The 23505-nt window shown below is 59.9% G+C and carries 23 protein-coding genes; 17 read left to right on the top strand and 6 right to left on the bottom strand.

Features of this window, described 5'->3' with window-relative positions; genetic code table 11:
• Positions 1–336: a hypothetical protein gene (locus HNQ83_RS27635; protein ID WP_175392015.1), complete on the top strand. Its 336-nt coding sequence runs from the start codon at positions 1–3 to the stop codon at positions 334–336.
• 36 nt (positions 337–372) lie between these two features.
• The gene (locus tag HNQ83_RS27630) at positions 373–1158 is read left to right on the top strand and encodes an outer membrane protein OmpK (protein ID WP_175392014.1); all 786 of its coding nucleotides are present in this window, start codon (positions 373–375) and stop codon (positions 1156–1158) included.
• Between the two features lie 90 nt (positions 1159–1248).
• Here the strand turns inward: HNQ83_RS27630 and HNQ83_RS27625 are convergent, their stop codons facing one another.
• Both HNQ83_RS27625 and HNQ83_RS27620 read right to left on the bottom strand, forming a co-directional pair.
• Entirely contained in the window at positions 1249–2421 is a 1173-nt protein-coding gene (locus HNQ83_RS27625) for a patatin-like phospholipase family protein (RefSeq protein WP_175392013.1), read from the bottom strand.
• 164 nt (positions 2422–2585) lie between these two features.
• Positions 2586–3518 carry a lipid A biosynthesis lauroyl acyltransferase gene (locus HNQ83_RS27620; RefSeq protein WP_175392012.1) on the bottom strand — a complete coding sequence of 311 codons (933 nt, stop codon included), beginning with the start codon at positions 3516–3518 and terminating at the stop codon, positions 2586–2588.
• Positions 3519–3636: 118 nt separating this feature from the next.
• Between HNQ83_RS27620 and minC the strand changes: the two genes are divergently transcribed.
• The 7 genes from minC (at position 3637) to HNQ83_RS27585 (ending at position 10508) form a co-directional block, all read left to right on the top strand.
• A complete protein-coding gene (gene minC, locus HNQ83_RS27615) occupies positions 3637–4374 on the top strand; it encodes a septum site-determining protein MinC (RefSeq protein WP_175392011.1) in 738 nt (245 codons plus the stop codon).
• A 200-nt stretch (positions 4375–4574) separates the two neighbouring features.
• On the top strand, positions 4575–5387 hold the full coding sequence (gene minD / locus HNQ83_RS27610; protein ID WP_060541535.1) for a septum site-determining protein MinD: 813 nt from the start codon (positions 4575–4577) through the stop codon (positions 5385–5387).
• Positions 5388–5390: 3 nt separating this feature from the next.
• Positions 5391–5645 (top strand): cell division topological specificity factor MinE, encoded by a 255-nt coding sequence (gene minE, locus HNQ83_RS27605; protein ID WP_007974947.1) that lies wholly within the window; start codon positions 5391–5393, stop codon positions 5643–5645.
• Positions 5646–5736: 91 nt separating this feature from the next.
• Complete coding sequence (locus HNQ83_RS27600) at positions 5737–6372, top strand: RluA family pseudouridine synthase (RefSeq protein ID WP_007944430.1); 636 nt, start codon at positions 5737–5739, stop codon at positions 6370–6372.
• Positions 6373–6587: 215 nt separating this feature from the next.
• On the top strand, positions 6588–7877 hold the full coding sequence (locus HNQ83_RS27595) for a M18 family aminopeptidase (RefSeq protein WP_150772629.1): 1290 nt from the start codon (positions 6588–6590) through the stop codon (positions 7875–7877).
• A 212-nt stretch (positions 7878–8089) separates the two neighbouring features.
• Positions 8090–8266, top strand: coding sequence for a hypothetical protein (locus HNQ83_RS27590; RefSeq protein WP_175392010.1), 177 nt, complete (start codon positions 8090–8092; stop codon positions 8264–8266).
• Positions 8267–8342: 76 nt separating this feature from the next.
• The gene (locus HNQ83_RS27585) at positions 8343–10508 is read left to right on the top strand and encodes a mechanosensitive ion channel domain-containing protein (protein ID WP_175392009.1); all 2166 of its coding nucleotides are present in this window, start codon (positions 8343–8345) and stop codon (positions 10506–10508) included.
• A 121-nt stretch (positions 10509–10629) separates the two neighbouring features.
• Here HNQ83_RS27585 and HNQ83_RS27580 read toward each other — a convergent pair whose 3' ends face one another.
• Positions 10630–11343, bottom strand: coding sequence for a UTRA domain-containing protein (locus HNQ83_RS27580; protein ID WP_175392008.1), 714 nt, complete (start codon positions 11341–11343; stop codon positions 10630–10632).
• 362 nt (positions 11344–11705) lie between these two features.
• On the opposite strand from HNQ83_RS27580, the gene HNQ83_RS27575 reads away from it, so the two are divergent.
• From HNQ83_RS27575 to HNQ83_RS27550, 6 genes are all read left to right on the top strand, one after another.
• Entirely contained in the window at positions 11706–12770 is a 1065-nt protein-coding gene (locus HNQ83_RS27575; RefSeq protein WP_175392007.1) for an ABC transporter substrate-binding protein, read from the top strand.
• A gap of 160 nt (positions 12771–12930) precedes the next feature.
• Entirely contained in the window at positions 12931–13737 is an 807-nt protein-coding gene (locus HNQ83_RS27570; RefSeq protein WP_175392006.1) for an alkaline phosphatase family protein, read from the top strand.
• Between the two features lie 5 nt (positions 13738–13742).
• Positions 13743–14579, top strand: coding sequence for an ABC transporter permease subunit (locus tag HNQ83_RS27565; RefSeq protein WP_175392023.1), 837 nt, complete (start codon positions 13743–13745; stop codon positions 14577–14579).
• Complete coding sequence (locus HNQ83_RS27560; protein ID WP_175392005.1) at positions 14566–15366, top strand: ABC transporter permease; 801 nt, start codon at positions 14566–14568, stop codon at positions 15364–15366. The genes HNQ83_RS27565 and HNQ83_RS27560 overlap by 14 nt, the downstream gene beginning before the upstream one ends.
• Entirely contained in the window at positions 15363–16352 is a 990-nt protein-coding gene (locus HNQ83_RS27555) for an ABC transporter ATP-binding protein (protein WP_175392004.1), read from the top strand. The genes HNQ83_RS27560 and HNQ83_RS27555 overlap by 4 nt, the downstream gene beginning before the upstream one ends.
• 34 nt (positions 16353–16386) lie before the next feature.
• Entirely contained in the window at positions 16387–17040 is a 654-nt protein-coding gene (locus HNQ83_RS27550; RefSeq protein WP_175392003.1) for an HAD family phosphatase, read from the top strand.
• Positions 17041–17154: 114 nt separating this feature from the next.
• On the opposite strand, the gene HNQ83_RS27545 is transcribed toward HNQ83_RS27550, so the two are convergent.
• Positions 17155–18117: a zinc-binding dehydrogenase gene (locus HNQ83_RS27545; protein WP_175392002.1), complete on the bottom strand. Its 963-nt coding sequence runs from the start codon at positions 18115–18117 to the stop codon at positions 17155–17157.
• A gap of 138 nt (positions 18118–18255) precedes the next feature.
• Between HNQ83_RS27545 and HNQ83_RS27540 the strand changes: the two genes are divergently transcribed.
• Together HNQ83_RS27540 and HNQ83_RS27535 are read left to right on the top strand one after the other, a co-directional pair.
• Positions 18256–20337, top strand: a complete 2082-nt coding sequence (locus HNQ83_RS27540; RefSeq protein WP_175392001.1) for a carboxy terminal-processing peptidase — start codon at positions 18256–18258, stop codon at positions 20335–20337.
• Between the two features lie 145 nt (positions 20338–20482).
• Positions 20483–22273: a bifunctional diguanylate cyclase/phosphodiesterase gene (locus HNQ83_RS27535; protein WP_175392000.1), complete on the top strand. Its 1791-nt coding sequence runs from the start codon at positions 20483–20485 to the stop codon at positions 22271–22273.
• A 116-nt stretch (positions 22274–22389) separates the two neighbouring features.
• Here HNQ83_RS27535 and HNQ83_RS27530 read toward each other — a convergent pair whose 3' ends face one another.
• Both HNQ83_RS27530 and HNQ83_RS27525 read right to left on the bottom strand, forming a co-directional pair.
• Entirely contained in the window at positions 22390–22713 is a 324-nt protein-coding gene (locus HNQ83_RS27530; RefSeq protein ID WP_175391999.1) for a hypothetical protein, read from the bottom strand.
• A gap of 361 nt (positions 22714–23074) precedes the next feature.
• The coding region (locus HNQ83_RS27525) for a hypothetical protein (protein WP_175391998.1) at positions 23075–23505 on the bottom strand (431 nt) is incomplete at its 5' end.

The raw sequence follows: 23505 nt of genomic DNA, 5'->3' as shown, positions 1-23505 counted from the left end.
ATGATCCGCAACCGTGCCCCAAACCTGTCGTCGGTGCGCTGTTGCGGGGCACTTGAGACCTGGCCAAGGAGTCAGTATTCTCCGCGGCCGCCTGAATCCGCTTTAAAAAAAAGCCCGGATTTAATTCCTGACCAGAAAGCCAACTTATCCCGGCACTGGACGGTACCAAGGCATTCCCCAATCACTCTCAATCGACTGTTTTTGAGCAGCCGAGCGGGAGTTTTTTTGTTTTCGAAAGCCTTGGCGCAGCGTTTGCTGACAGCACTAAAGCTGACCGCATGGATGATTTTTTTTGCCGTTACAGAAAAAGGCGCCACACCAGAGCGTCGACCTTAAAAAAACATGAAATCACTACTTTTTGGGAGCAACCGAATGAAACGCACGTGCACTAGCCTGATGCTGGCGGGATCGATGCTGGCAGGGGGTCAGGCCATGGCAGGCGACTTGCTGCAATGGCAGAACAACAGCCTGACTTACCTCTATGGCAAGGACTTCCAGGTCAATCCGCGCATCCAGCAGACCGTGACCTTCGAACACGCCGATGGCTGGAAATACGGCGACAACTTCTTCTTCGTCGACAAGATCTTCTACAACGGCAAGGAAGATGCCTTCGCCGGTGAAAACACTTACTACGGCGAATTCAGCCCGCGCCTGTCGTTCGGCAAGATCTTCGACCAGAAGCTGGAGTTCGGCCCGATCAAGGACGTGCTGCTGGCCATGACCTACGAGTTCGGTGAAGACGATACCGAGTCCTACCTGATCGGCCCTGGCTTTGACCTGGCCATCCCGGGCTTCGACTACTTCCAGTTGAACTTCTACAACCGTCACACCGAAGGCAGCCGCCCGGGCGACGATATCTGGCAGATCACCCCTGTCTGGTCCTACACCATCCCGGTGGGCGATTCGAGCATCCTGATCGACGGCTTCATGGACTGGGTGGTCGACAACGATGTGAACAAGAAAGGCGAATACCACGCCAACCTGCACTTCAACCCGCAGATCAAGTACGACCTGGGCAAGGCGCTGAATCTGGGCGAGAAGCAGCTGTACGTGGGTGTCGAGTACGACTACTGGAAGAACAAGTACGGGATCGAAGACAGCCAGGGCTTCAAGACCGATCAGAGCGTGACCAGCTTCCTGGTCAAGGTTCACTTCTGATGTGAAAAACTTCGCGAGCAGGCTCGCTCCCACATTGAAACTCAGTCAACTGTGGGAGCGAGCCTGCTCGCGAATGCCGCACCGCCAATCTCAGGCCGACACCACCGGCTCCGCCAACCCCAGAAACCGGCACAACTCGTCCTTCTTGGCCAACGCATCCCGCCGCCCCAGATCAATCAACTCGCTGCAATACCCCGCCTCGAACAACAGATAACTCAACACCCCCGCCCCGCTGGTCTTGGTCGCCCCCGGACCGCGCAGGAACAGGCGCAGCGCCGCTGGCAGCTCCTGGCGATGGCGCGCGGCGATCTCGTCGATCGGCTGGCTCGGTGAAATCACCAACACCTCCACTGGCGCCACCCCCAGCGTACGGATCGGCGTGCCATCGGGCATGAGTCGACTGAACTGATTCAAGCGCTGCAAGAGCTCGATATCGCTTTCCAGGCTGTCAATGAACGTACTGTTGAGCATGTGCCCGCCAATCTGCGCCAGAGTCGGCTGCTGGCCGGTCCAGGCACGTTGCAGCGGTTGCTCCGGATCGACGCCACGGGGGTTGCCGCTGACGCCCACCACCAGGACACGGCTGGCGCCCAGGTGCAGCGCCGGGCTGATCGGTGCCGACTGGCGCACCGCGCCATCGCCAAAATACTCCTCGCCGATCTTCACCGGGGCGAACAGCAGGGGGATGGCCGAACTGGCGAGCAGATGTTCAACGGACAGCTGGGTAGGCACGCCCACCCGACGATGGCGCAACCAGGCATCAATGGTGCCGCCACCCTGATAGAACGTCACGGCCTGGCCGGACTCGTAGCCGAACGCCGTCACCGCCACCGCCTGCAATTGCTTTTGGGCGATGGCTTCGGAAATGCCGTGCATGTGCAATTTTTCGTTGAGCAGGCCGCGCAGTGGCGAACTGTTGAGCAGCGCCACCGGCACCTGGGCGCCAAGGCCCAGCAAACTGTGGCTGACAAAGCGACTGGCTTGACGGATCACGCCCGGCCAATCGCTACGCAACACCAGATGACTGCGAAAGCCTTGCCAGAAAGCGGTCAGGCGCTCGATGGCCGCGCGAAAGTCCGTGGCCCCACTGGCCAGGCTGACCGCATTGATCGCCCCGGCGGAGGTGCCGACGATCACCGGAAAGGGGTTGTCCGCGCCCAATGGCAGCAGCTCGGCAATCGCCGCCAGCACACCCACCTGATAGGCCGCCCGAGCCCCGCCGCCGGATAGAATCAACCCTGTAACCGGTTCAGCGGGATTCATGCACATCTCTCCATGGTGCTTGATGGGATTTCGATATTTCGACCGGCTCCCTGTAGGAGCGAGCTCTGCTCGCGATGGTCGTCAACGATAACGCAGGTTGTCTGACAGCCCGTGGTGTCTGGGCGTTCATCGCGAGCAGGCTCGCTCCTACAGGGGAGCGGGATTCAACCGCGTTTGGCGTACAACTTGGGCTCGCCCGGTGGACGGCTCTTGAAGCGGCGATGGGCCCAGAGGTATTGCTCCGGGCAGTCGCGCAACACGCCTTCGATCCACTGGTTGATGCGCAGGCAGTCCTCTTCCTCGGTTTCCCCCGGGAAGCCTTCGAGCGGCGCGTGGATCACCAGGCGATAGCCGCTGCCGTCCGCCAGGCGTTCCTGGGTGAACGGCACCACCAGCGCCTTGCCCAGGCGCGCAAACTTGCTGGTGGCGGTAACGGTCGCCGCCTGAATGCCGAACAACGGCACGAAAATGCTTTGCTTGGCGCCGTAGTCCTGGTCCGGTGCATACCAGATCGCCCGGCCCGAGCGCAGCAGTTTGAGCATGCCGCGTACGTCTTCGCGCTCCACCGCCAGGGAATCGAGATTGTGCCGCTCGCGACCGCGACGCTGGACGTAGTCGAACAACGGATTCTTGTGTTCGCGGTACATGCCGTCGATGGTGTGCTGCTGGCCAAGCAGCGCGGCGCCGATTTCCAGCGTGGTGAAATGCACGGCCATCAGGATCACGCCCTTGCCCTCGCGCTGGGCCTGCTGCAAATACTCCAACCCTTCAATGTGGGCCAGTTTGGCCAGGCGCTCGCGCGACCACCACCAACTCATCGCCATCTCGAAAAAAGCGATGCCGGTGGAGGCAAAGTTTTCCTTGAGCAGACGCTTGCGCTCGGCCGCGGTCTTTTCAGGGAAACACAGCTCCAGATTGCGCTTGGCAATGCGCCGTCGGTCGCCGGCCGCCCGATACATCAAGGCACCCAGGGCACGACCGATCCACAGCAATGCCGGGTACGGCAACTGGACAATCAGCCACAACAGCCCAAGGCCCAACCACAGCGGCCAGAAACGTGGAGATAGAAAGGTCGTTCTAAAACTCGGGCGATCCATTACAGCTTCCGCAAAGACAATGGCCGCGCATTCTACATCGTTCGACCCGGCTTGCGGCCCGCGGGCGTTCTCGTTATAAGTCTCGGCACTTTTAGTGACAAGTCGTTGTATGCCGACCATGAGCCAAACCGAACCGCTAGACCAAGATCCCGTGTTCCAGCTGAAGGGCAGCATGCTCGCCATTACGGTGCTGGAACTGGCCCGTAACGACCTCGAAGGCCTCGATCGGCAATTGGCCGCCAAGGTCGCCCAGGCCCCAGGTTTTTTCAGCAATGCACCGCTGGTGCTGGCCCTGGACAAGCTTGCGCCCAACGAAGGCGTGGTCGATTTACCGGGCCTGATGCGCATTTGCCGCCAGCACGGCCTGCGCACCCTGGCGATCCGTGCCAGCCGCATCGAAGACATCGCCGCCGCCATCGCGGTCGACCTGCCGGTGCTGCCACCGTCCGGCGCCCGTGAGCGTTCGCTGGACCTGAACGAAGGCGCTGTGGCAAAAAAACCGGAAAAACCGCCGGAGCCAACCATCAAGCCGACGAAAATCATCACCTCGCCCGTACGCGGCGGACAGCAGATTTATGCCCAGGGCAGCGATCTGGTGGTGATCTCCTCCGTCAGCCCGGGGGCGGAACTTCTCGCCGACGGGAACATCCATGTATACGGCCCCATGCGCGGTCGTGTCTTGGCCGGGGTCAAAGGCGACACGAAAGCCAGGATTTTCTGTCAGCAAATGAGCGCTGAACTGGTCTCCATCGCAGGTCATTACAAGGTGTCCGAAGATCTGCGTCGCGACCCTTTATGGGGTTCGGGCGTACAGGTCAGCCTGTCGGGCGATGTGTTGAACATCATTCGGCTTTAACGGATACTGCCGCATTTTCCAAGCATCTCTGAAACGTAGCGAAAACGGCTCAAACGAAGTAGGAAACAGGCCAAAAGCAGTGTTTACCGGGGGTAAACGCCGCCCAGAACCGAATTCCAGCCCAGGCTGTCCGACTGCAGTAGTTTTCAAGAGATGTTTTTCAGGGGCTAAAAGTCCTTTTTCCTTAGGGGTGAAACACCTTGGCCAAGATTCTCGTGGTTACATCCGGCAAGGGTGGTGTGGGTAAGACCACCACCAGCGCCGCTATCGGTACCGGCCTCGCTCTGCGCGGCCACAAAACAGTGATCGTCGACTTCGACGTCGGTTTGCGTAACCTCGACCTGATCATGGGTTGTGAACGCCGCGTGGTGTACGACTTCGTCAACGTCGTCAACGGTGAAGCCAACCTGCAACAGGCCCTGATCAAAGACAAGCGCCTGGAAAACCTCTACGTGCTGGCCGCCAGCCAGACCCGCGACAAAGACGCGCTGACCGTCGAAGGCGTGGAAAAAGTCCTGATGCAACTCAAGGAAGACTTTGAGTTCGTGGTCTGCGACTCCCCAGCGGGCATCGAGAAAGGCGCCCACCTGGCCATGTACTTCGCCGATGAAGCGATCGTCGTGACCAACCCGGAAGTGTCCTCGGTTCGTGACTCCGACCGCATGCTGGGCCTGCTGGCCAGCAAATCCCGTCGCGCCGAACGCGGCGAAGACCCGATCAAGGAACACCTGCTGATTACCCGTTATCACCCGGAGCGTGTGAGCAAAGGCGAAATGCTCGGCGTAGAAGACGTCAAGGAAATCCTTTCGGTGGCCCTGCTCGGCGTGATCCCGGAATCCCAGGCGGTGCTCAAGGCATCCAACCAGGGCGTTCCAGTGATCCTCGACGACCAGAGCGATGCCGGCCAGGCCTACAGCGATACCGTTGACCGCCTGCTGGGCAAGACCGTGGACCATCGTTTCCTCGATGTACAGAAGAAGGGATTCTTCGAGCGCCTGTTTGGAGGCAACTAAGCAATGAACCTTTTTGACTTCTTTCGTGCCAACAAAAAGCAAAGCACCGCGTCGGTAGCGAAAGAGCGTCTACAGATCATCGTGGCGCACGAACGCGGCCAACGCAGCACCCCGGACTACCTGCCAGCCTTGCAGAAGGAATTGGTCGAGGTGATTCGCAAGTACGTCAACATCGGGTCCGATGACGTGCATGTCGCACTGGAAAGCCAGGGCAGCTGCTCGATTCTGGAACTCAACATCACCCTGCCAGATCGCTGAGTCGATCCGGCTGGAGCCACGGCGGTTCAGGCCCATTCCATAACCGGAATGGGCCTGAACCGCCGTTGGCATTTGTAACGAGGCTGTTTTAATGCCGTTGTCCAACGTCCACATCATCCATCAGGACGCTGCCGTGCTGGTGGTGAACAAACCGACCCTGTTGCTCTCCGTCCCCGGCCGGGCCGACGACAACAAGGACTGCCTGATTACCCGCCTGCAGGAAAACGGCTACCCGGAAGCGCGAATCGTCCATCGCCTGGACTGGGAAACCTCCGGCATCATTCTGCTGGCCCGGGATCCCGATACCCATCGCGAACTGTCCCGGCAATTTCACGACCGTGAAACCGAAAAAGCCTACACCGCTCTGTGCTGGGGCCAACCGGAGCTGGACAGCGGCAGCATCGACTTGCCGCTGCGCTACGATCCGCCGACCAAGCCGCGCCATGTGGTTGACCATGAATTCGGCAAACATGCCCTGACCTTCTGGCGGGTGCTGGAACGTTGTGGCGACTGGTGCCGCGTGGAACTCACGCCGATCACCGGCCGATCGCACCAATTGCGCGTGCACATGCTTTCCATCGGCCACCCGCTGCTGGGCGATGGGCTCTATGCCCATGAACAAGCCCTGGCCGCCTGGCCGCGCCTGTGCCTGCATGCCAGCATGCTCAGCTTCACTCATCCCCAGACCGGCGAACGCTTGCGCTTCGAGTGCCCGGCACCGTTCTAACGGTCACCGAAATCAAAAACTGTGGGAGCGAGCCTGCTCGCGAAAGCGCAGTATCAGTCGACATCAATAGCGACTGACACTCTGCATTCGCGAGCAGGCTCGCTCCCACAGGGGGGTCGTCTTCTGGCTCAATCTTGGGTACAACCCACCCGTACTCCACCGCCAATTCCCTGACCAATACGTTAAACTGGCGCCATTGCTGTCTGGAGCTACTTATGCGCGAAGAGTTGAACCAAGGCCTGATCGACTTCCTCAAGGCCTCCCCTACCCCGTTCCATGCCACCGCCAGCCTTGTCCAGCGTCTGGAAGCAGCGGGCTATCAACGTCTCGACGAGCGCGAGCCATGGCACACCGAAGCCAACGGTCGCTACTACGTCACCCGTAACGACTCTTCGATCGTCGCGATCAAAATGGGCCGTCACTCGCCGCTGCACGGTGGCATTCGCCTGGTCGGCGCCCACACCGACAGCCCGTGCCTGCGGGTCAAGCCTCAACCGGAGCTGCAACGCCAGGGCTTCTGGCAACTGGGCGTCGAAGTCTACGGCGGTGCCCTGCTGGCGCCGTGGTTCGACCGCGACCTGTCCCTGGCCGGCCGTGTCACCTTCCGTCGTGACGGCAAGGTCGAAAGCCAGCTGATCGACTTCAAGGCCCCCATCGCGATCATCCCGAACCTGGCGATCCACCTCAACCGTGAAGCCAACATGGGTTGGGCGATCAACGCCCAGACCGAGCTGCCACCGGTCCTCGCGCAATTTGCCGGCGACGAGCGCGTGGATTTCCGTGCCGTGATCACCGATCAACTGGCCCGCGAACACGGCCTGAATGCCGATGTCGTGCTGGATTACGAGCTGAGCTTCTACGACACGCAAAGCGCTGCCGTCATCGGCCTGCATGGTGATTTCATCGCCGGCGCGCGCCTGGACAACCTGCTGTCGTGCTACGCCGGCCTGCAAGCGCTGCTGACCGCCGACACCGACGAAACCTGCGTGCTGGTGTGCAACGATCACGAAGAAGTCGGCTCGTGCTCGGCCTGCGGGGCCGACGGTCCGATGCTGGAGCAGACGCTGCGCCGCCTGTTGCCTGAAGGTGACGAATTCGTACGCACCATCCAGAAATCCCTGCTGGTTTCCGCCGACAACGCCCACGGCGTACACCCCAACTACGCTGAAAAGCATGACGCCAACCACGGCCCGAAGCTCAACGCCGGCCCGGTGATCAAGGTCAACAGCAACCAGCGCTACGCCACCAACAGCGAAACCGCCGGGTTCTTCCGGCACCTGTGCATGGCCGAAGAAGTGCCGGTGCAGAGTTTTGTGGTGCGCAGCGACATGGGTTGCGGCTCGACCATCGGCCCGATCACCGCCAGCCACCTGGGCGTGCGCACCGTGGACATCGGCCTGCCGACCTTCGCCATGCACTCGATCCGCGAGCTGTGCGGCAGCCATGACCTGGCGCACCTGGTCAAAGTGCTGAGCGCGTTCTACGCGTGCCGCGAGTTGCCGTAATCGCTGAAAAACCTGTGGCGAGGGGATTTATCCCCGTTGGGCTGCGCAGCAGCCCCATCCCCCATTGACGCGGACTTCCAGAAAGACCGCACTCTCTGGCTTTGCGACCGCTTCGCGATCGAACGGGGATGAATCCCCTCGCCACAAGGTCACCAACCACCCTGCAAAAAGCCACCTAGACTTCAACCATCCCTTCCGACAAGGCAGTCACCATGATCTCGATGTCCTCCTTCCACGCCATGCTGGTCCCGATTCTCGCCGGGATGATCCTGCTGGCAATCGGATTCAACTTTCGTGACAAGAACGCCGGGGTGTTCGCCATGTGGATCGGCATGCTGACGATCCTCGCCACCGTGGTGATCAAGATCCTCGCCAAACTCAACGAATAAATCCTTCCTCGACTCGCATTGATTTTGACGGGCTCGTACACTCGGTCGACCCGCTCACTCCGAGGTTGACCGCCCAGTGTTCGCTCGTCTTATTGCCCTGCCATGCTTTCTCCTTGTCTGCCTGATGACCCTGCTGCCGATGGCAGAGACCCAGGCGGCCGGTTTGCCGAGCCTGCTCAACAGTTCGGCAAAAGCCCAGCCGGAGGCACAGGAACCCCTCGGGCAATCCCTGGACGAAGTGATCAAGTCCCTGGAAAACGATCAGCAACGCACCAAATTGCTGGCGGATCTGAAGAAACTGCGCGACGCCACGAAAAAGGCCCAACCGACCACCGAAGAAGGCGTGTTGGGATTGATTGGCGGGACCCTGGCCAGTTTCGAGAAACAATTTACCGGTGCCGATAGCCCGCTCACCCGCTGGTCCAACGAGTTCGACCTGGCCAGGGACGAACTGACCGCACTGGTGCTGCCGGCCAACGAGTGGCTACCGATCATTTTCGCCTTCGCCATGATCCTGATGGTGTGGAGCCTGTTGGCGGCGGCGCTGATCTGGGTCAGCCATCGGGTACGCATGCGTTTCGGCCTGACCGAAGAACTGCCGCAACACCCCAGGGCCCTGGACATGTTGCGCTTTGCCCTGCGCAAGCTCGGTCCATGGCTGATCGCCCTGGTCATCACGGTCTACATGAGCTACGCCCTGCCCTCATCGCTGGGCAAGAGCCTGGCCATGGTGCTGGCCTATGCACTGGTGGTCGGCACCTGCTTTTCGGCGATCTGTGTGATCGCCTTTTCCCTGCTCGACGGTCCGCACCGTCACCGCGCCTTGTACATCCTGCGCCATCAGGCTTTCCGTCCGCTGTGGCTGATCGGCAGTTTCGCCGCTTTCGGTGAAGCCCTGAACGATCCGCGCCTGATCCAAAGCCTGGGCATGCATCTGGCGCATACCGCCGCTACCGTGGCCAACGTCCTGGCGGCACTGTCCACCGGGTTGTTCATCCTGCGCTTCCGCCGGCCGATTGCCCATTTGATCCGCAATCAGCCCCTGTCCCGGCGCCTGACCCGCCGCGCCCTCAGCGACACCATCGAGATTCTCGGCACCTTCTGGTTCGTGCCGGCGCTGGTCCTGGTGGGTATTTCGCTGTTTGCTACCTTCGTCTCGGCCGGCGACACCAGCACTGCGCTGCGTCAGTCGCTGATCTGCACCGTGCTACTGGTACTGTGCATGGTCATCAACGGCCTGGTGCGCCGCCATGCCCTCAAGCCACAACGCGGCGTGAAGCGCCACGCACTGTATTCCGAGCGCCTGAAAAGTTTCTTCTACACCCTCGCCCATCTGCTGGTCTGGCTGGCGTTCATCGAACTCGGTCTGCGGGTGTGGGGCATGTCACTGATTGCCTTCACTGAAGGTGAAGGCCATGAGATCAGCGTCAAACTGTTCAGCCTCAGCGGCACGCTGATCTTTGCCTGGCTGATCTGGATCCTCAGCGACACCGCCGTGCACCACGCCCTCACCCGCTCGCGCAAAGGCCTGGCCAACGCCCGCGCGCAAACGATGATGCCGCTGATCCGCAACGTGTTGTTCGTGGCCATTTTCATCATTGCGCTGATCGTCGCCCTGGCGAACATGGGCATGAACGTCACGCCACTGCTGGCCGGTGCCGGCGTGATCGGCCTGGCCATCGGCTTCGGCGCCCAATCGCTGGTGGCCGACCTGATCACCGGCCTGTTCATCATCATCGAAGACTCCCTGGCCATCGACGACTACGTGGACGTCGGCGGCCACCTGGGCACCGTCGAAGGCCTGACCATTCGTACCGTACGCCTGCGCGACATCGACGGTATCGTCCACACCATTCCGTTCAGCGAAATCAAAAGCATCAAGAACTACTCCCGGGAGTTCGGCTACGCGATCTTCCGGGTCGCCGTACCGGCCAGCATGGACATCGACAACGCGATCAAACTGATGCGCGAAGTCGGCCAGAAAATGCGCACCGATCCGCTGCAACGCCGCAACATCTGGTCGCCGCTGGAAATTCAGGGCGTGGAAAGTTTCGAGTCCGGCAACGCGATCCTGCGCGCCCGCTTCAAGACCGCGCCGATCAAGCAGTGGGAAGTGTCCCGGGCGTTCAACCTGTCGCTGAAACGGCACCTGGATGAAGCGGGGATGGACCTGGCGACGCCGCGGATGAGTGTGCAGGTGATTACGGCTGGCGGTGGCCCGCAGAAAGATTTATCCGCTTAATACATGATGGGCTTTCGGCCGCCTTCGCGAGCAGGCTCGCTCCCACAATGGATCTATGTCGCGCTGAAGATCTCCTGTGGGAGCGAGCCTGCTCGCGAAGGGCATGACGCGGTATCACTTCCTACACCACATCCACCCCGACATGAATCGCATCATGCCGCCAGAACTCCAGGTCACAATCGATCAACCGCTCATGCTGATCGTAATTGACCCGCGCAATGCGCAACCCCGGGCTGCCCACCGATACCCGTAACGCCGCCGCCGCGTCCACCGACAACGCCGTCGGCACAATCTCGAAACGCACCCGCCCGTAATGCAAATCGTAGTGTCGCGCATATAGCTCGGTGATCGACTGGTTCAAATCGAAATCCAGAATCCCCGGAAAATACTGCGGGTTCAGATAATGCTCCACGTACAGCACCAGTCGCCCATCGATGCGCCGTGAACGGCAGATCTGAATGACGCTCGACAGCGCCGGCAACTGCAGCCAGGCACAGACTGCCGCCGACGCCGGCAGCAACCGTGCAGAGATCACCTCGGTGGAGGGCACTCTGCCCTGGGCGCTGACCATCGCGTGAAAGTGACTGCGCTGCATCAGGTTATAAGCCAGGCGCGGCGGCGAAACGAACCACCCGCGTCGCTCTTCACGATAAATCTGCCCCTGCGCCTCCAGTTGTAGCAATGCCTCGCGCACAGTGATCCGCGTAGTCCCGAACAACTCACTGAGCTTGCGCTCGGCCGGCAGTTTGCTTCCGGGCGCGAGCAACCCGTGATCAAGCTGCTCCTGGAGTACCTGGCCAATGGCGGTCACCGCTTTTGTTGCCTCATCACGCATCAACGTTACCTATCTGGACTAGACCAGCACTGTTTCGGGGCAGAACCGCACACCCAACCGGCTCTTTAAACATCCTGCAAGCGTAGGCAGTGCAGATGACTGAGAGATGACAAACCACCGAACGGTCATCTGCGCCAGCCTTCCAAAAACCTGCAATACATCGGCCAAGTCCCTTGCGCGGCGGGCTTTTGCCGATGGTCTACGCTTACCGGACACCCGCCAATGTCGGGCCGAAAAAAGCCAGACCGGGCGACGAACGACATCAAAGTGTCATCGAACGTCCTTAGATTGGCTCAGGTATTGCTGACCTAGACCAACACAACCGCAATCGCAGCGTTGAAAACACCCATAGGAGCTTCGGAATGAAAAAGCTTTTCCTGGCGACACTGTTAGGTTCGACCATTGCCATGTGCACCGCCGCCATGGCGGCTGATGATTTGAAAACCCTGGAAGCCGCTGCGAAAAAAGAAGGCGCGGTCAACAGTGTCGGCATGCCCGATGACTGGGCCAACTGGAAAGACACCTGGGCCGACCTGGCCAAGAACTACGGCCTCAAACACATCGATACCGACATGAGCTCGGCTCAGGAAATCGCCAAGTTCGCCGCGGAAAAAGACAACGCCAGCGCCGATATCGGTGACGTCGGTGCGGCCTTCGGCCCGATCGCGGTCAAGCAGGGCGTTACCCAGCCTTACAAGCCATCGACCTGGGACCAGGTGCCGACCTGGGCCAAAGACAAGGACGGTCACTGGGCCCTGGCCTACACCGGCACCATCGCGTTCATCGTCAACAAGAAGCTGCTGCACGGTTCCGAAGCACCGACCAAATGGGCTGACCTCAAGGGCGGCAAATACAAGGTGTCCATCGGTGACGTGAGCACCGCCGCACAAGCCGCGAACGGTGTTCTGGCTGCCGCGCTCGCCAACGGTGGCGACGAGAAGAACCTCAAGCCGGCACTGGACCTGTTCGCCGACATCGCCAAGCAAGGTCGCCTGTCGATGGCCAACCCGACCATCGCCACCATGGAAAAAGGCGAGATCGAAGTCGGCGTGGTCTGGGACTTCAACGGCCTGAGCTACAAGGCCAAGATGGCCAACCCGGATGACTACACCGTACTGATTCCATCTGACGGTTCGGTCATTTCCGGTTACACCACCATCATCAACAAATACGCCAAGAACCCGAACGCCGCCAAGCTGGCCCGCGAGTACATCTTCAGCGACGCCGGCCAGATCAACCTGGCCAAGGGCAACGCCCGTCCGATCCGTGCCGAGCACCTGACCCTGCCAGCCGAGATCCAGGCCAAACTGCTGCCAAACGAGCAGTACAAAAAGGTCACGCCGATCAAGGACGCGGATGCGTGGGAGAAGACTTCCAAGGCCCTGCCTCAGAAGTGGAACGAAGAAGTCATCGTCGAAATGAAATAACGCTCTAGACCCCTGTGGGAGCGGGCTTGCTTGCGAAAGCGGTTGATCATTCAACATTGATGTCGACTGACACGCCGCTATCGCGAGCAAGCCCGCTCCCACAAGGGGTTGTGTTGATTTCGAGATTTCCGATTTTTTGTTTTGCGGAGTTTTTGCCCCTATGAAGCACAACGTCATCCTTGTCGTGCTCGACGGCCTCAACTACGAAGTCGCGCGCCACGCCATGGGGCACCTGCAGGCTTACGTCAGCGCAGGACGCGCAGCGCTCTACAAACTGGAGTGTGCGTTGCCGGCCCTGTCCCGACCGCTTTACGAATGCATCCTGACTGGCGTCACACCGATCGACAGCGGCATCGTTCACAACAACGTCTCGCGCCTGTCCAACCAGCGCAGCATTTATCACTACGCCACCGACGCCGGCCTGAAAACTGCAGCGGCGGCTTACCACTGGGTCAGTGAGTTGTATAACCGCTCGCCGTTCGTGGCGGCCCGGGACCGTCATACCAACGACCCTGCGCTACCGATCCAGCACGGGCATTTCTATTGGAGCGATCACTACCCCGACTCGCACCTGTTTGCCGACGCCGAAAACCTGCGCCTGCGCCATGCGCCGAATTTCCTGCTGGTGCACCCCATGAACATCGACGACGCCGGGCACAAGCACGGCCTCGACACCCCGCAATACCGCAACAGCGCCCGCTCGGCAGACATCATCATCGCCGACTACCTGCAAGGCTGGCTCGACGCCGGTTACCAGGTGCTGGTGACCGCCGACCATGGCATGAACAACGACCGCTCCCATAACGGCCTGCTGCCCGAGGAACGTGAAGTGCCGCTGTTCGTGCTCGGCGATGCATTCAGTTTCAACGTCAGCGCCACGCCAAAACAGACCGAGATCTGCGGCACTGTCTGCGAACTGCTGGGCGTGCCCCACGACAAACCCGTGTGCCGGGAGCTGCTCAAGTGACCTCCATGACTCGCGGCAAATGGCTGGCAGCCTTGTGCCTGGTACCTTTCACCCTGTTCTTCATCGTGTTCGAAATCGCCCCGCTGGCGTGGGTGATGATCAACAGCCTGGAATCGGAAGAGTTCGGCTGGGGCATCGCCAACTTCACCAGGATATTCAATTCGAAGTTCTATATGCAGGCGATCCAGTACAGCCTCGAGATCAGTTTCTGGTCCAGCGTATTCGGGATCATCATCGCCGTGCTCGGGGCCTATTCCTTGCGCCGGGTCGACTCGAAACTGCGCAACTTCGTCAACGCCTTCGCCAACATGACCAGCAACTTCGCCGGTGTGCCCCTGGCCTTCGCATTCATCATTTTGCTGGGCTTCAACGGCAGCTTCACCATCATGCTCAAGCAGGCCGGCATCATTCAGGACTTCAACCTGTATTCGAAAACCGGGGTGATCATTCTCTACACCTACTTCCAGATTCCCCTTGGCGTGCTGCTGCTCTACCCGGCCTTCGACGCCTTGCGCGAAGACTGGCGCGAGTCCGCTGCGCTGCTCGGTGCGAACGGCTGGCAGTTCTGGCGCCACATTGGTCTGCCGGTGCTGACTCCGGCACTGCTCGGTACCTTCGTGATCCTGCTCGCCAATGCCCTCGGCGCCTACGCCACGGTGTACGCCCTGACCACCGGCAACTTCAACGTCATGCCAATCCGCATCGCGGCGATGGTCTCGGGCGATATTTCCCTGGACCCGAACCTGGCCAGCGCCCTGGCCGTGGTGCTGGTGGCCTTGATGACCCTGGTGACCGTCGTGCATCAGCTGCTGCTGAAGAGGAGCTACCATGTCTCGCGCTGAACTAGGCCCCGTCGGCATCTACCACCGGGTCGTGGTCTACCTGTTGTTTGCCATTCTGTTGCTGCCGTTGCTCGGCACCTTTATCTATTCGATTTCCAGCAGTTGGTCGGCCACCATTCTGCCCAGCGGTTTCAGCATCAAATGGTACGTGCAGCTGTGGAGCGACCCGCGTTTTCTCGAGGCGTTCGGGCAATCGCTGCTGGTCTGCATCGGCTCGCTGATCCTGTCAGTGGTGCTGATTCTGCCGCTGCTGTTCGTGGTGCATTACCACTTCCCGAAGCTCGATGCGCTGATGAACATCCTCATCCTGCTGCCCTTTGCCGTGCCACCGGTGGTGTCCTCGGTGGGGCTGCTGCAGCTCTACGGTTCCGGACCGTTCGCCATGGTTGGTACGCCGTGGATTCTGATCGGTTGCTACTTCACGGTAGCCCTGCCGTTCATGTACCGGGCGATCACCAATAACCTGCAAGCGATCAACCTGCGCGACCTGATGGACGCCGCTCAACTGCTCGGCGCCAGCACCTTTCAGGCGGCGATCCTGGTGGTACTGCCGAACCTGCGCAAGGGCCTGATGGTGGCGTTGCTGCTGTCGTTCTCGTTCCTGTTCGGCGAATTCGTGTTCGCCAACATCCTCGTCGGCACCCGTTACGAAACCTTGCAGGTTTACCTCAACAACATGCGCAACAGCAGCGGCCACTTCACCAGTGCGCTGGTGATTTCCTACTTCTTCTTCGTACTGGTTCTGACCTGGGCGGCCAATATTTTGAACAGGGACAAAAGCGAATGAGCTATGTCAGCGTCCAACATCTTCAAAAGAATTACGCGGGCACCACGGTGTTCAGCGACATCAACTGCGAAATCCAGAAAGGCGAATTCGTCACCCTGCTCGGCCCGTCCGGTTGCGGCAAGTCCACGCTGCTGCGCTGCATCGCCGGGCTGACCCCGGTGGATGGCGGCAAGATCCTGCTCAATGGCGTTGATATCGTGCCGCTGAGCCCGCAGAAACGCGGGATCGGCATGGTGTTCCAGAGCTATGCACTGTTCCCCAACATGACCGTCGAGCAAAACGTCGCCTTCGGTTTGCGCATGCAGAAGGTCAACACCGACGACAGCCAGAAACGCGTCGCCGAAGTGCTGAAACTGGTGGAACTCCAGGATTTTGCCGCCCGCTACCCGCATCAGCTATCCGGCGGCCAATGCCAGCGCGTTGCCCTCGCCCGCTCCCTGGTGACCCGGCCACGGCTGTTGCTGCTGGATGAGCCGCTGTCGGCCCTCGACGCGCGGATTCGCAAGCACCTGCGCGAACAGATCCGTCAGATCCAGCGCGAACTGGGGTTGACCACGATTTTCGTCACACACGATCAGGAAGAAGCCCTGACCATGTCTGACCGGATTTTCCTGATGAACCAGGGAAAAATCGTACAAAGCGGCGACGCCGAAACCCTGTACACCGCGCCCGTGGATGTCTTTGCCGCCGGGTTCATCGGCAACTACAACCTGCTGGACGCCGAGAGCGCCACGAAACTGCTGCAGCGGCCGATCAACCATCGCATCGCCATTCGCCCCGAGGCCATCGAACTGAGCCTGAACGGCGAGCTGGACGCCCAAGTGCGCAGTCACAGCCTGTTGGGTAACGTGATTCGCTACCGCATCGAAGCCCGAGGCGTGGAGTTGGTGGTGGATGTGCTCAACCGCTCGGGCGCTGATTTGCATCCCGATGGTCAGCGCCTGGCGCTTTCCATCGATCCGACGGCCCTGTGTGAGGTAGCCTGATGCCTTTGCTGACGCTGAAGAGAGAACTGCACTGATGGCCCTGGCAATTTTTGATCTGGACGAAACCCTGATCCACGGCGATTGCGCCTCGCTTTGGAGTGAGCAAATGGTCCGCCTCGGCTGGGTCGACGGCGAATCCTTCCTGCGTCGCGACAGGGAGTTGATGGACGCCTACGGCAAAGGCCACCTGGCGATGGAGGACTACATGACCTTCAGCCTCGAGCCGCTGATCGGTCGAACGCCGGCAGAAGTCGAGCACCTGGTCGGTCCGTGGGTGGAAGACTTCATCGAACCGATCATCTTCAGCGACGCCACCAAAGCCATCGCCGCCCATCGCAAGGCGGGTGACCGCATCCTGGTGATCTCCGCTTCGGGTGTGCACCTGGTCGGACCGATTGCCGAACGCCTGGGCATCGACGAGATTCTCGGGATCGAGCTGGAAGTGGCGCACGGGGTGTATACCGGCCACACCGTCGGCACCCTGACCTACCGTGAAGGCAAGATCACCCGGCTGCTGGAGTGGCTGGATGCCGAAGAGGAAAACCTGGAGGGTGCGAGTTTCTATTCCGACTCACGCAATGATTTGCCGTTGTTGTCGAAGGTGGATTTCCCGCACGTGGTGAACCCGGACCCGGTACTGCTGGAGCATGCGGAAAAAGCCGGCTGGCCGATCCATATCTGGAAATAGCCCGGATCCCCTGTGGGAGCGAGCCTGCTCGCGAAAGCGGTCTTATCGTCAACACATCTGTTGAATGACACACCGCCTTCGCGAGCAGGCTCGCTCCCACAAGATTTTGTGGTGTCAGATCAGGCTTTCGTCGATCAGGAGCACCAGCTTCCCCGCCACCTTGTTACTCGCCAACTCCGCAAACGCCGCTTCGGCATCCTTGATCGGGAAGGCCTTGGCCAATTGCGGGCTCAGGCGTTGTTCGGCAAACAGCGGCCAGACATGCTGGCTCAGATCGCTGAACAAATCCGCCTTGAACTGATCGTCACGACTGCGCAGGGTCGAACCCAACAGCTGCACACGCTTGGCCAGCACCTGCGCAAGGTCCAGCTTCGCCTCGCGACCGCCCATCAGGCCGATCAGGACCCAACGACCGTCAGCGGCCAGCAGTTTCAGGTTCAGCGCCGCGTAATTGCCGCCCACCGGATCGAGGATGACATCGAACGGCCCCAGGTCGCTCAGGCTCTCCAGATCGCTGGTGCGCACCACGCCCCCCTGGGCACCGAGCGCTTCGCAATACGCCAGGCGCTCGGCGGAACCGACACTGACCCAGCACGGGTTACCGAACGCCTTGCACAGCTGAATGGCTGCTGAACCGATCCCACTTGCTCCGGCGTGCAGCAGAACTTTTTCACCGGGCTTGAGCGCGGCGAGTTGAAACACATTCAACCAGACGGTTGCATACACTTCCGGCAACGCGGCGGCTTCGGCCAATGACATTTCGTCGGGAACTGGCAACACGTGCCGTCCGTCGACAACCACTTCTTCAGCCATCCCGCCCCCGGCCAGCAAGGCGCAAACCCGATCTCCCACCTGCCACGAAGAGCCCGGGCCGACCTCGGTGATCACGCCGGAACACTCTAGGCCGAGCACCTGACTGGCCCCTGGCGGCGGCGGATAAAGACCGGCCTTCTGCAACAAATCGGCGCGATTGAGTCCCGCAGCCGCCACTCGAATGCGGACTTGTCCTACATCGCATGTAGGACTTGGCTCTTCAACCCACTCCACTTGACCGTCAACGCCTTGCAATGCTTTCACAGTGCCTCCATAGTGAGTCTGGACTGAGCCCGAAGCTGTAGCGCCGGGCTTTTTGCATTATGCGACCGGCCCTTGTGGAACCGGCGACTTCAAAGACGGCCTAATATGCGTTATCAATTGTCCCCGCGTCGAATCAACATGAAGCGTTTGTTCCCCAGTACCGCCCTCGCCCTATTCATCGGTATCGGCCTGTTGCCGCTGTCGGGCCAATCTTTCGCAGCCAACAGCTGGGACAAACTTCAACCCGATCGTGACGAAGTCATCGCCAGTCTGAATGTCGTGGAACTGCTCAAGCGCCACCACTACAGCAAACCGCCGCTCGATGACGCGCGCTCGGTAATCATCTACGACAGCTACCTCAAGTTGCTGGACCCGTCGCGCAGCTACTTCATGGCCAGCGACATTGCCGAGTTCGACAAGTGGAAGACGCAATTCGACGACTTCCTCAAGAGCGGCGACCTCAACGCCGGGTTCACCATCTACAAGCGCTACCTGGACCGCGTCAAGGCGCGTCTGGACTTTGCCCTTGCCGAGCTGAACAAGGGCGTCGACAAAATCGACTTCACCACCAAGGAAACCTTGCTGGTCGACCGCAAGGACGCCCCTTGGCTCAAATCCAATGCCGAACTCGATGACCTGTGGCGCAAGCGCGTCAAGGACGAAGTCCTGCGGATGAAGATCGCCGGCAAGGATTCCAAGCAGATCCAGGAAACCCTGACCAAGCGCTACAAGAACCAGTTGGCGCGTCTGGACCAGACCCGCGCGGAAGACATCTTCCAGGCGTACATCAACACCTTCGCCATGTCCTACGACCCGCACACCAACTACCTGTCGCCGGATAACGCGGAAAACTTCGACATCAACATGAGCCTGTCCCTGGAGGGCATTGGCGCCGTGTTGCAGAGCGACAACGATCAAGTGAAAGTCGTGCGCCTGGTGCCGGCAGGCCCGGCAGACAAGACCAAGCAGGTTGCACCGGCCGACAAGATCATCGGCGTTGCCCAGGGCAACAAAGAGATGGTCGACGTGGTGGGCTGGCGCCTGGACGAAGTGGTCAAGCTGATCCGCGGCCCGAAAGGCACCGTGGTGCGCCTGGAAGTGATCCCGGCCAGCAATGCGCCGAACGACCAGACCAGCAAGATCGTGCCGATCACCCGCGAAGCGGTGAAGCTTGAAGACCAGGCCGTGAAGAAGTCGGTGCTTAACCTCAAGCAGGATGGCAAGGACTACAAACTCGGCGTCATCGAGATCCCGGCCTTCTATCTGGACTTCAAGGCATTCCGTGCCGGTGATCCGGACTACAAGAGCACCACTCGCGACGTCAAGAAACTGCTGACCGAGTTGCAGAAAGACAAGGTCGACGGCGTGGTCATCGACTTGCGCAACAACGGCGGTGGCTCCTTGCAGGAAGCCACTGAGCTGACCAGCCTGTTCATCGACAAAGGCCCGACCGTACTCGTACGCAACGCCGATGGCCGCGTCGATGTGCTGGAAGATGAAAACCCGGGTGCGTTCTACAAAGGCCCGATGGCATTGCTGGTAAACCGCTTGTCCGCCTCGGCTTCGGAGATTTTTGCCGGCGCCATGCAGGACTACCACCGCGCGCTGATCATCGGTGGCCAGACCTTCGGCAAAGGCACCGTGCAGACCATCCAGCCGCTTAACCATGGCGAGCTGAAACTGACCCTGGCCAAGTTCTACCGGGTTTCCGGCCAGAGCACCCAGCATCAGGGGGTACTGCCGGACATCGATTACCCGTCGATCATCGACACCAAGGAAATCGGCGAAAGCGCCCTGCCGGAAGCCATGCCGTGGGACACCATCCGCGCGGCGATCAAACCGGCGGTCGACCCGTTCAAACCGTACATCACCCAGCTCAAGTCCGAGCATGACGTGCGTACGGCCAAGGACGCGGAGTTCGTTTACATTCGCGACAAACTGGCCCTGGCGCAGAAACTGATGACGGAGAAAACCGTCAGCCTCAACGAAGCCGATCGTCGCGCCCAGCACGCCGATATCGAAGCCAAGCAATTGGCCATGGAAAATATCCGTCGCAAGGCCAAGGGCGAAGAGCCGCTCAAAGAGCTTAAGAAAGAAGACGAAGACGCCCTCGCGGCCGAGCCGGACAAGACCAAGCCAGAAGATGACGCCTACCTGAGTGAAACCGGGCGCATTCTGCTGGACTACCTCAAGCTCAACACCGCGGTGGCCAAGCACTGAGTCACTGACGCGCAATGATGGCAATTTAATGCTGAAGCTCCCCGGAGCTTCATCAAACAGTCATCATTCTGTCGTGAAATAAAGGACTGGGCGTGCTCTTTTACCAAGAGCATGCCCAGTCCTTTTTTTATCGCCAGAGATCGCCATGACCACAACCGAACAGCTGGGTGCCTTGAGTTCAATCCTCACTCAAGGCGGTTTGCACAGTCTGTTCCAGCCGATCATCAGCCTTTCCGAGCGACGGATTCTCGGCTACGAAGCCCTCAGCCGCGGCCCGTCCAACAGCCCGCTGCACTCCCCCATCGCCTTGTTCGCCGTTGCCCGTCAGGCCGGGCGTTTGAGCGAACTGGAAATCGCCTGTCGGCAAAGCGCCTGCCGACGTTTCAACGAACAGCAATTGCCCGGCAAACTCTTTCTCAACGTATCGCCGGAGTCCCTGCTCGAAGCCGCGCACCAACCGGGTCGTACCCTGCAACTGCTGCAAGACTTCGGCATCCCGCCAAGCCAGGTGGTGATCGAACTCACCGAGCAGACCCCGATCGACGACTTCCAGTTGTTGCAAACCGCCCTGCATCACTACCGGGCGATGGGGTTTTCCATTGCCCTCGATGACTTGGGTGCGGGCTATTCCAGTCTGCGTCTGTGGTCCGAACTGCGCCCGGACTACGTGAAGATCGACCGACACTTCATCGACGGCATTCATCAGGATGCGCTCAAACGCGAATTCGTCGGTTCGATCCTGCAAATCGCCAAGGCCTCGCGGGCACAGGTGATCGCCGAAGGCATCGAGTTGCCAGAGGAATTGGCCGTGTTGACCGAAATGGGCGTCGATCTGGTCCAGGGCTATCTGCTCTGCCGCCCTCAAGAGCACCCGCCCCGGGATGCCCGAACCCTGATGCCGCGACAGGACAACACCGCCGTGGCGCTGAGCGATGATGCCAGCGACCTCAGCGCCCTGCTCAACGATCAACCGGCGGTGGGCCGCAACACCCCAACCGCCAACGTCCTGGAAGCCTTCCGTCGCCAAGCCAACCTGAACTCGCTGGCGGTGCTGGATGAGCAAGGCCAGCCTTGCGGTATCGTCCATCGGCATTCGCTCTCGGACGCCCTGCTCAAGCCGTTTGCCACCGACCTGTTTGCCCGCAAGCCCATCAGCCGCCTGATGAGCGATGACTTCCTCGCCGTCGAAATGAGCCAGTCGCTGCAACAGGTCAGCCGCCTGATCACCAGCCGCGCCCGGCAACGCATTGAAGAAGATTTCATCATCACCCTCAACGGCGGCTATCTGGGACTGGGCCGGGTGATTGATGTGCTCAAACTGATCACCGAACTGAAAATCCAGCAGGCCCGCTACGCCAACCCGCTGACCCTGTTGCCGGGCAACGTGCCGATCCAGCAATGCCTCACGCGCCTGCTACAACAGAAGCGCGAATCGGTGATCTGTTACGTCGACATCGACAGCTTCAAACCCTTCAACGACATCTACGGCTACGGCCGTGGCGACGAAGTCCTGCTGTGCCTGGCGCAGTGCCTGAACGACCGCGTCGATCCATCCCGCGACTTCGTCGGCCACATCGGCGGCGACGACTTCCTGTTGGTGCTCGGTCCGGAAGACTGGCGCAAACGTTTGAACCAGCTGCTGGACGACTTCCAGAGCCAGTGCCGACGCTTCTACCGCAGCGAACACCTCGAAGCCGGCTGCTTCATCGCCCCCAACCGCCAGGGCGTGCGCCAGGAGTTCCCGCTGCTGTCCCTGTCCATCGGCGTGGTGCATCTGCACCCCGAGGCTTGCGGGACAATCGACGCCAGCCAGTTGGCGGAAATGGCATCACAGGCCAAGCACCACGCGAAGAATGTGCCGGGGTATAGCGTGCATGTGATTGATAGTTTGGCGGTGACGGGGCCTGAAGTTGCAATGCTGACAGGTCATCGGTGAACAGACGGACGCCATCGCGGGCAAGCCACGCTCCCACAAGTTCAGCGCAGGTCCCTGTGGGAGCGGGCTTGCACCGCGATGGCGTCCGCTCAAACAACACCACTATCCAAAATTAATTACTGGCCAGGCCTCCCCCGCAACCGCCACCCAACCACATCCAACACATCACACCCATCCCGCAACGGAATGGCGCACAGCAAGGCAAAATCACTGAGAATGAACGACTCACACTCCACCGACCCACGCATGGACAGGTTTTCCAGCACCTGGGTGACAGCCCGGATTCGATAGTTGGCAGCGTCGGTCAGAACGTCGAGCGGTGCATGGGTATCGACGAACAGGGTGGGCATTTCGCAGCAGTTGCTGGTGAGCGCCATGAAGCGGTTTTCGGGGTGGGGGATTGGTTTTTCGTAGGGTGGATCGGGATGAAGTGTTGGCATTTTAAACCTCCGACGTGGGAGCAGCCATCAGCCTTCCTACAGGCTTGGGGTGGCAGCTATACGCGGGGTAGGAATACCGAGCATCGGAGAACCCGGCCACGCCGAAACGTGCCCGCGTACAACCGCCGCAGCAGATTTTACGGACGTGAAATGACGGCCGCAAATCAGGTGTCGACGCTACGCGTTTCCGATGACTGAAGGGTTCCTACACCCCACCACTGAATCTTCAGTGACCACCAAAGGCAATAGGGTGAACTCATCTTGCACCAGTTCATGAAAGCCGCTACAAATTGAAGGAAACTTCCGACGACCTTGCCCAGAAATTTCGTGGCCCATAAGATGAGATTTAAACAACACTACATCAGTCTGTAGTGCTCGCAATCAATGCGCTGAGAGTTCGTCGCTTTGGATTCCAAATCGTGAGACACCACACGCCCCACCACTCCAAACCCGCATCAAAGTAATCACTCCAAGATTCGCGCCCTAGTATAGCGTCATCATTATTAACCCATTCTTTCTTAAACCCTTTCACCCAATTTATCACTACAACATCATCCTGTTCTTCAAGCCCTATAACTTGACACCATTCATTAAATAGACTTCTCGCCTCAAGTTCCCCCCCTTTAAACTCAGTTCCATATGGCGGTTCCCGAAAATGCCCATAAAGAGCTAACGGCCCTCGAATATAGTCTTCTGTCAAAACCAGGTTATGTATTTCCTCTTGATTCAAAGGTGAAGCAACCGCCTTCTCGAGTTCCCAGCTGATCTCTGGACCACCACCACCACCACCAC

Origin of the sequence: Pseudomonas sp. C2B4 (assembly GCF_013359695.1) — a bacterium.
Classification (GTDB): Bacteria; Pseudomonadota; Gammaproteobacteria; order Pseudomonadales; family Pseudomonadaceae; genus Aquipseudomonas.
The sequence above is the reverse complement of the archived record's forward strand: the minus strand, read 5'-3'. Positions and strand labels throughout refer to the sequence as shown.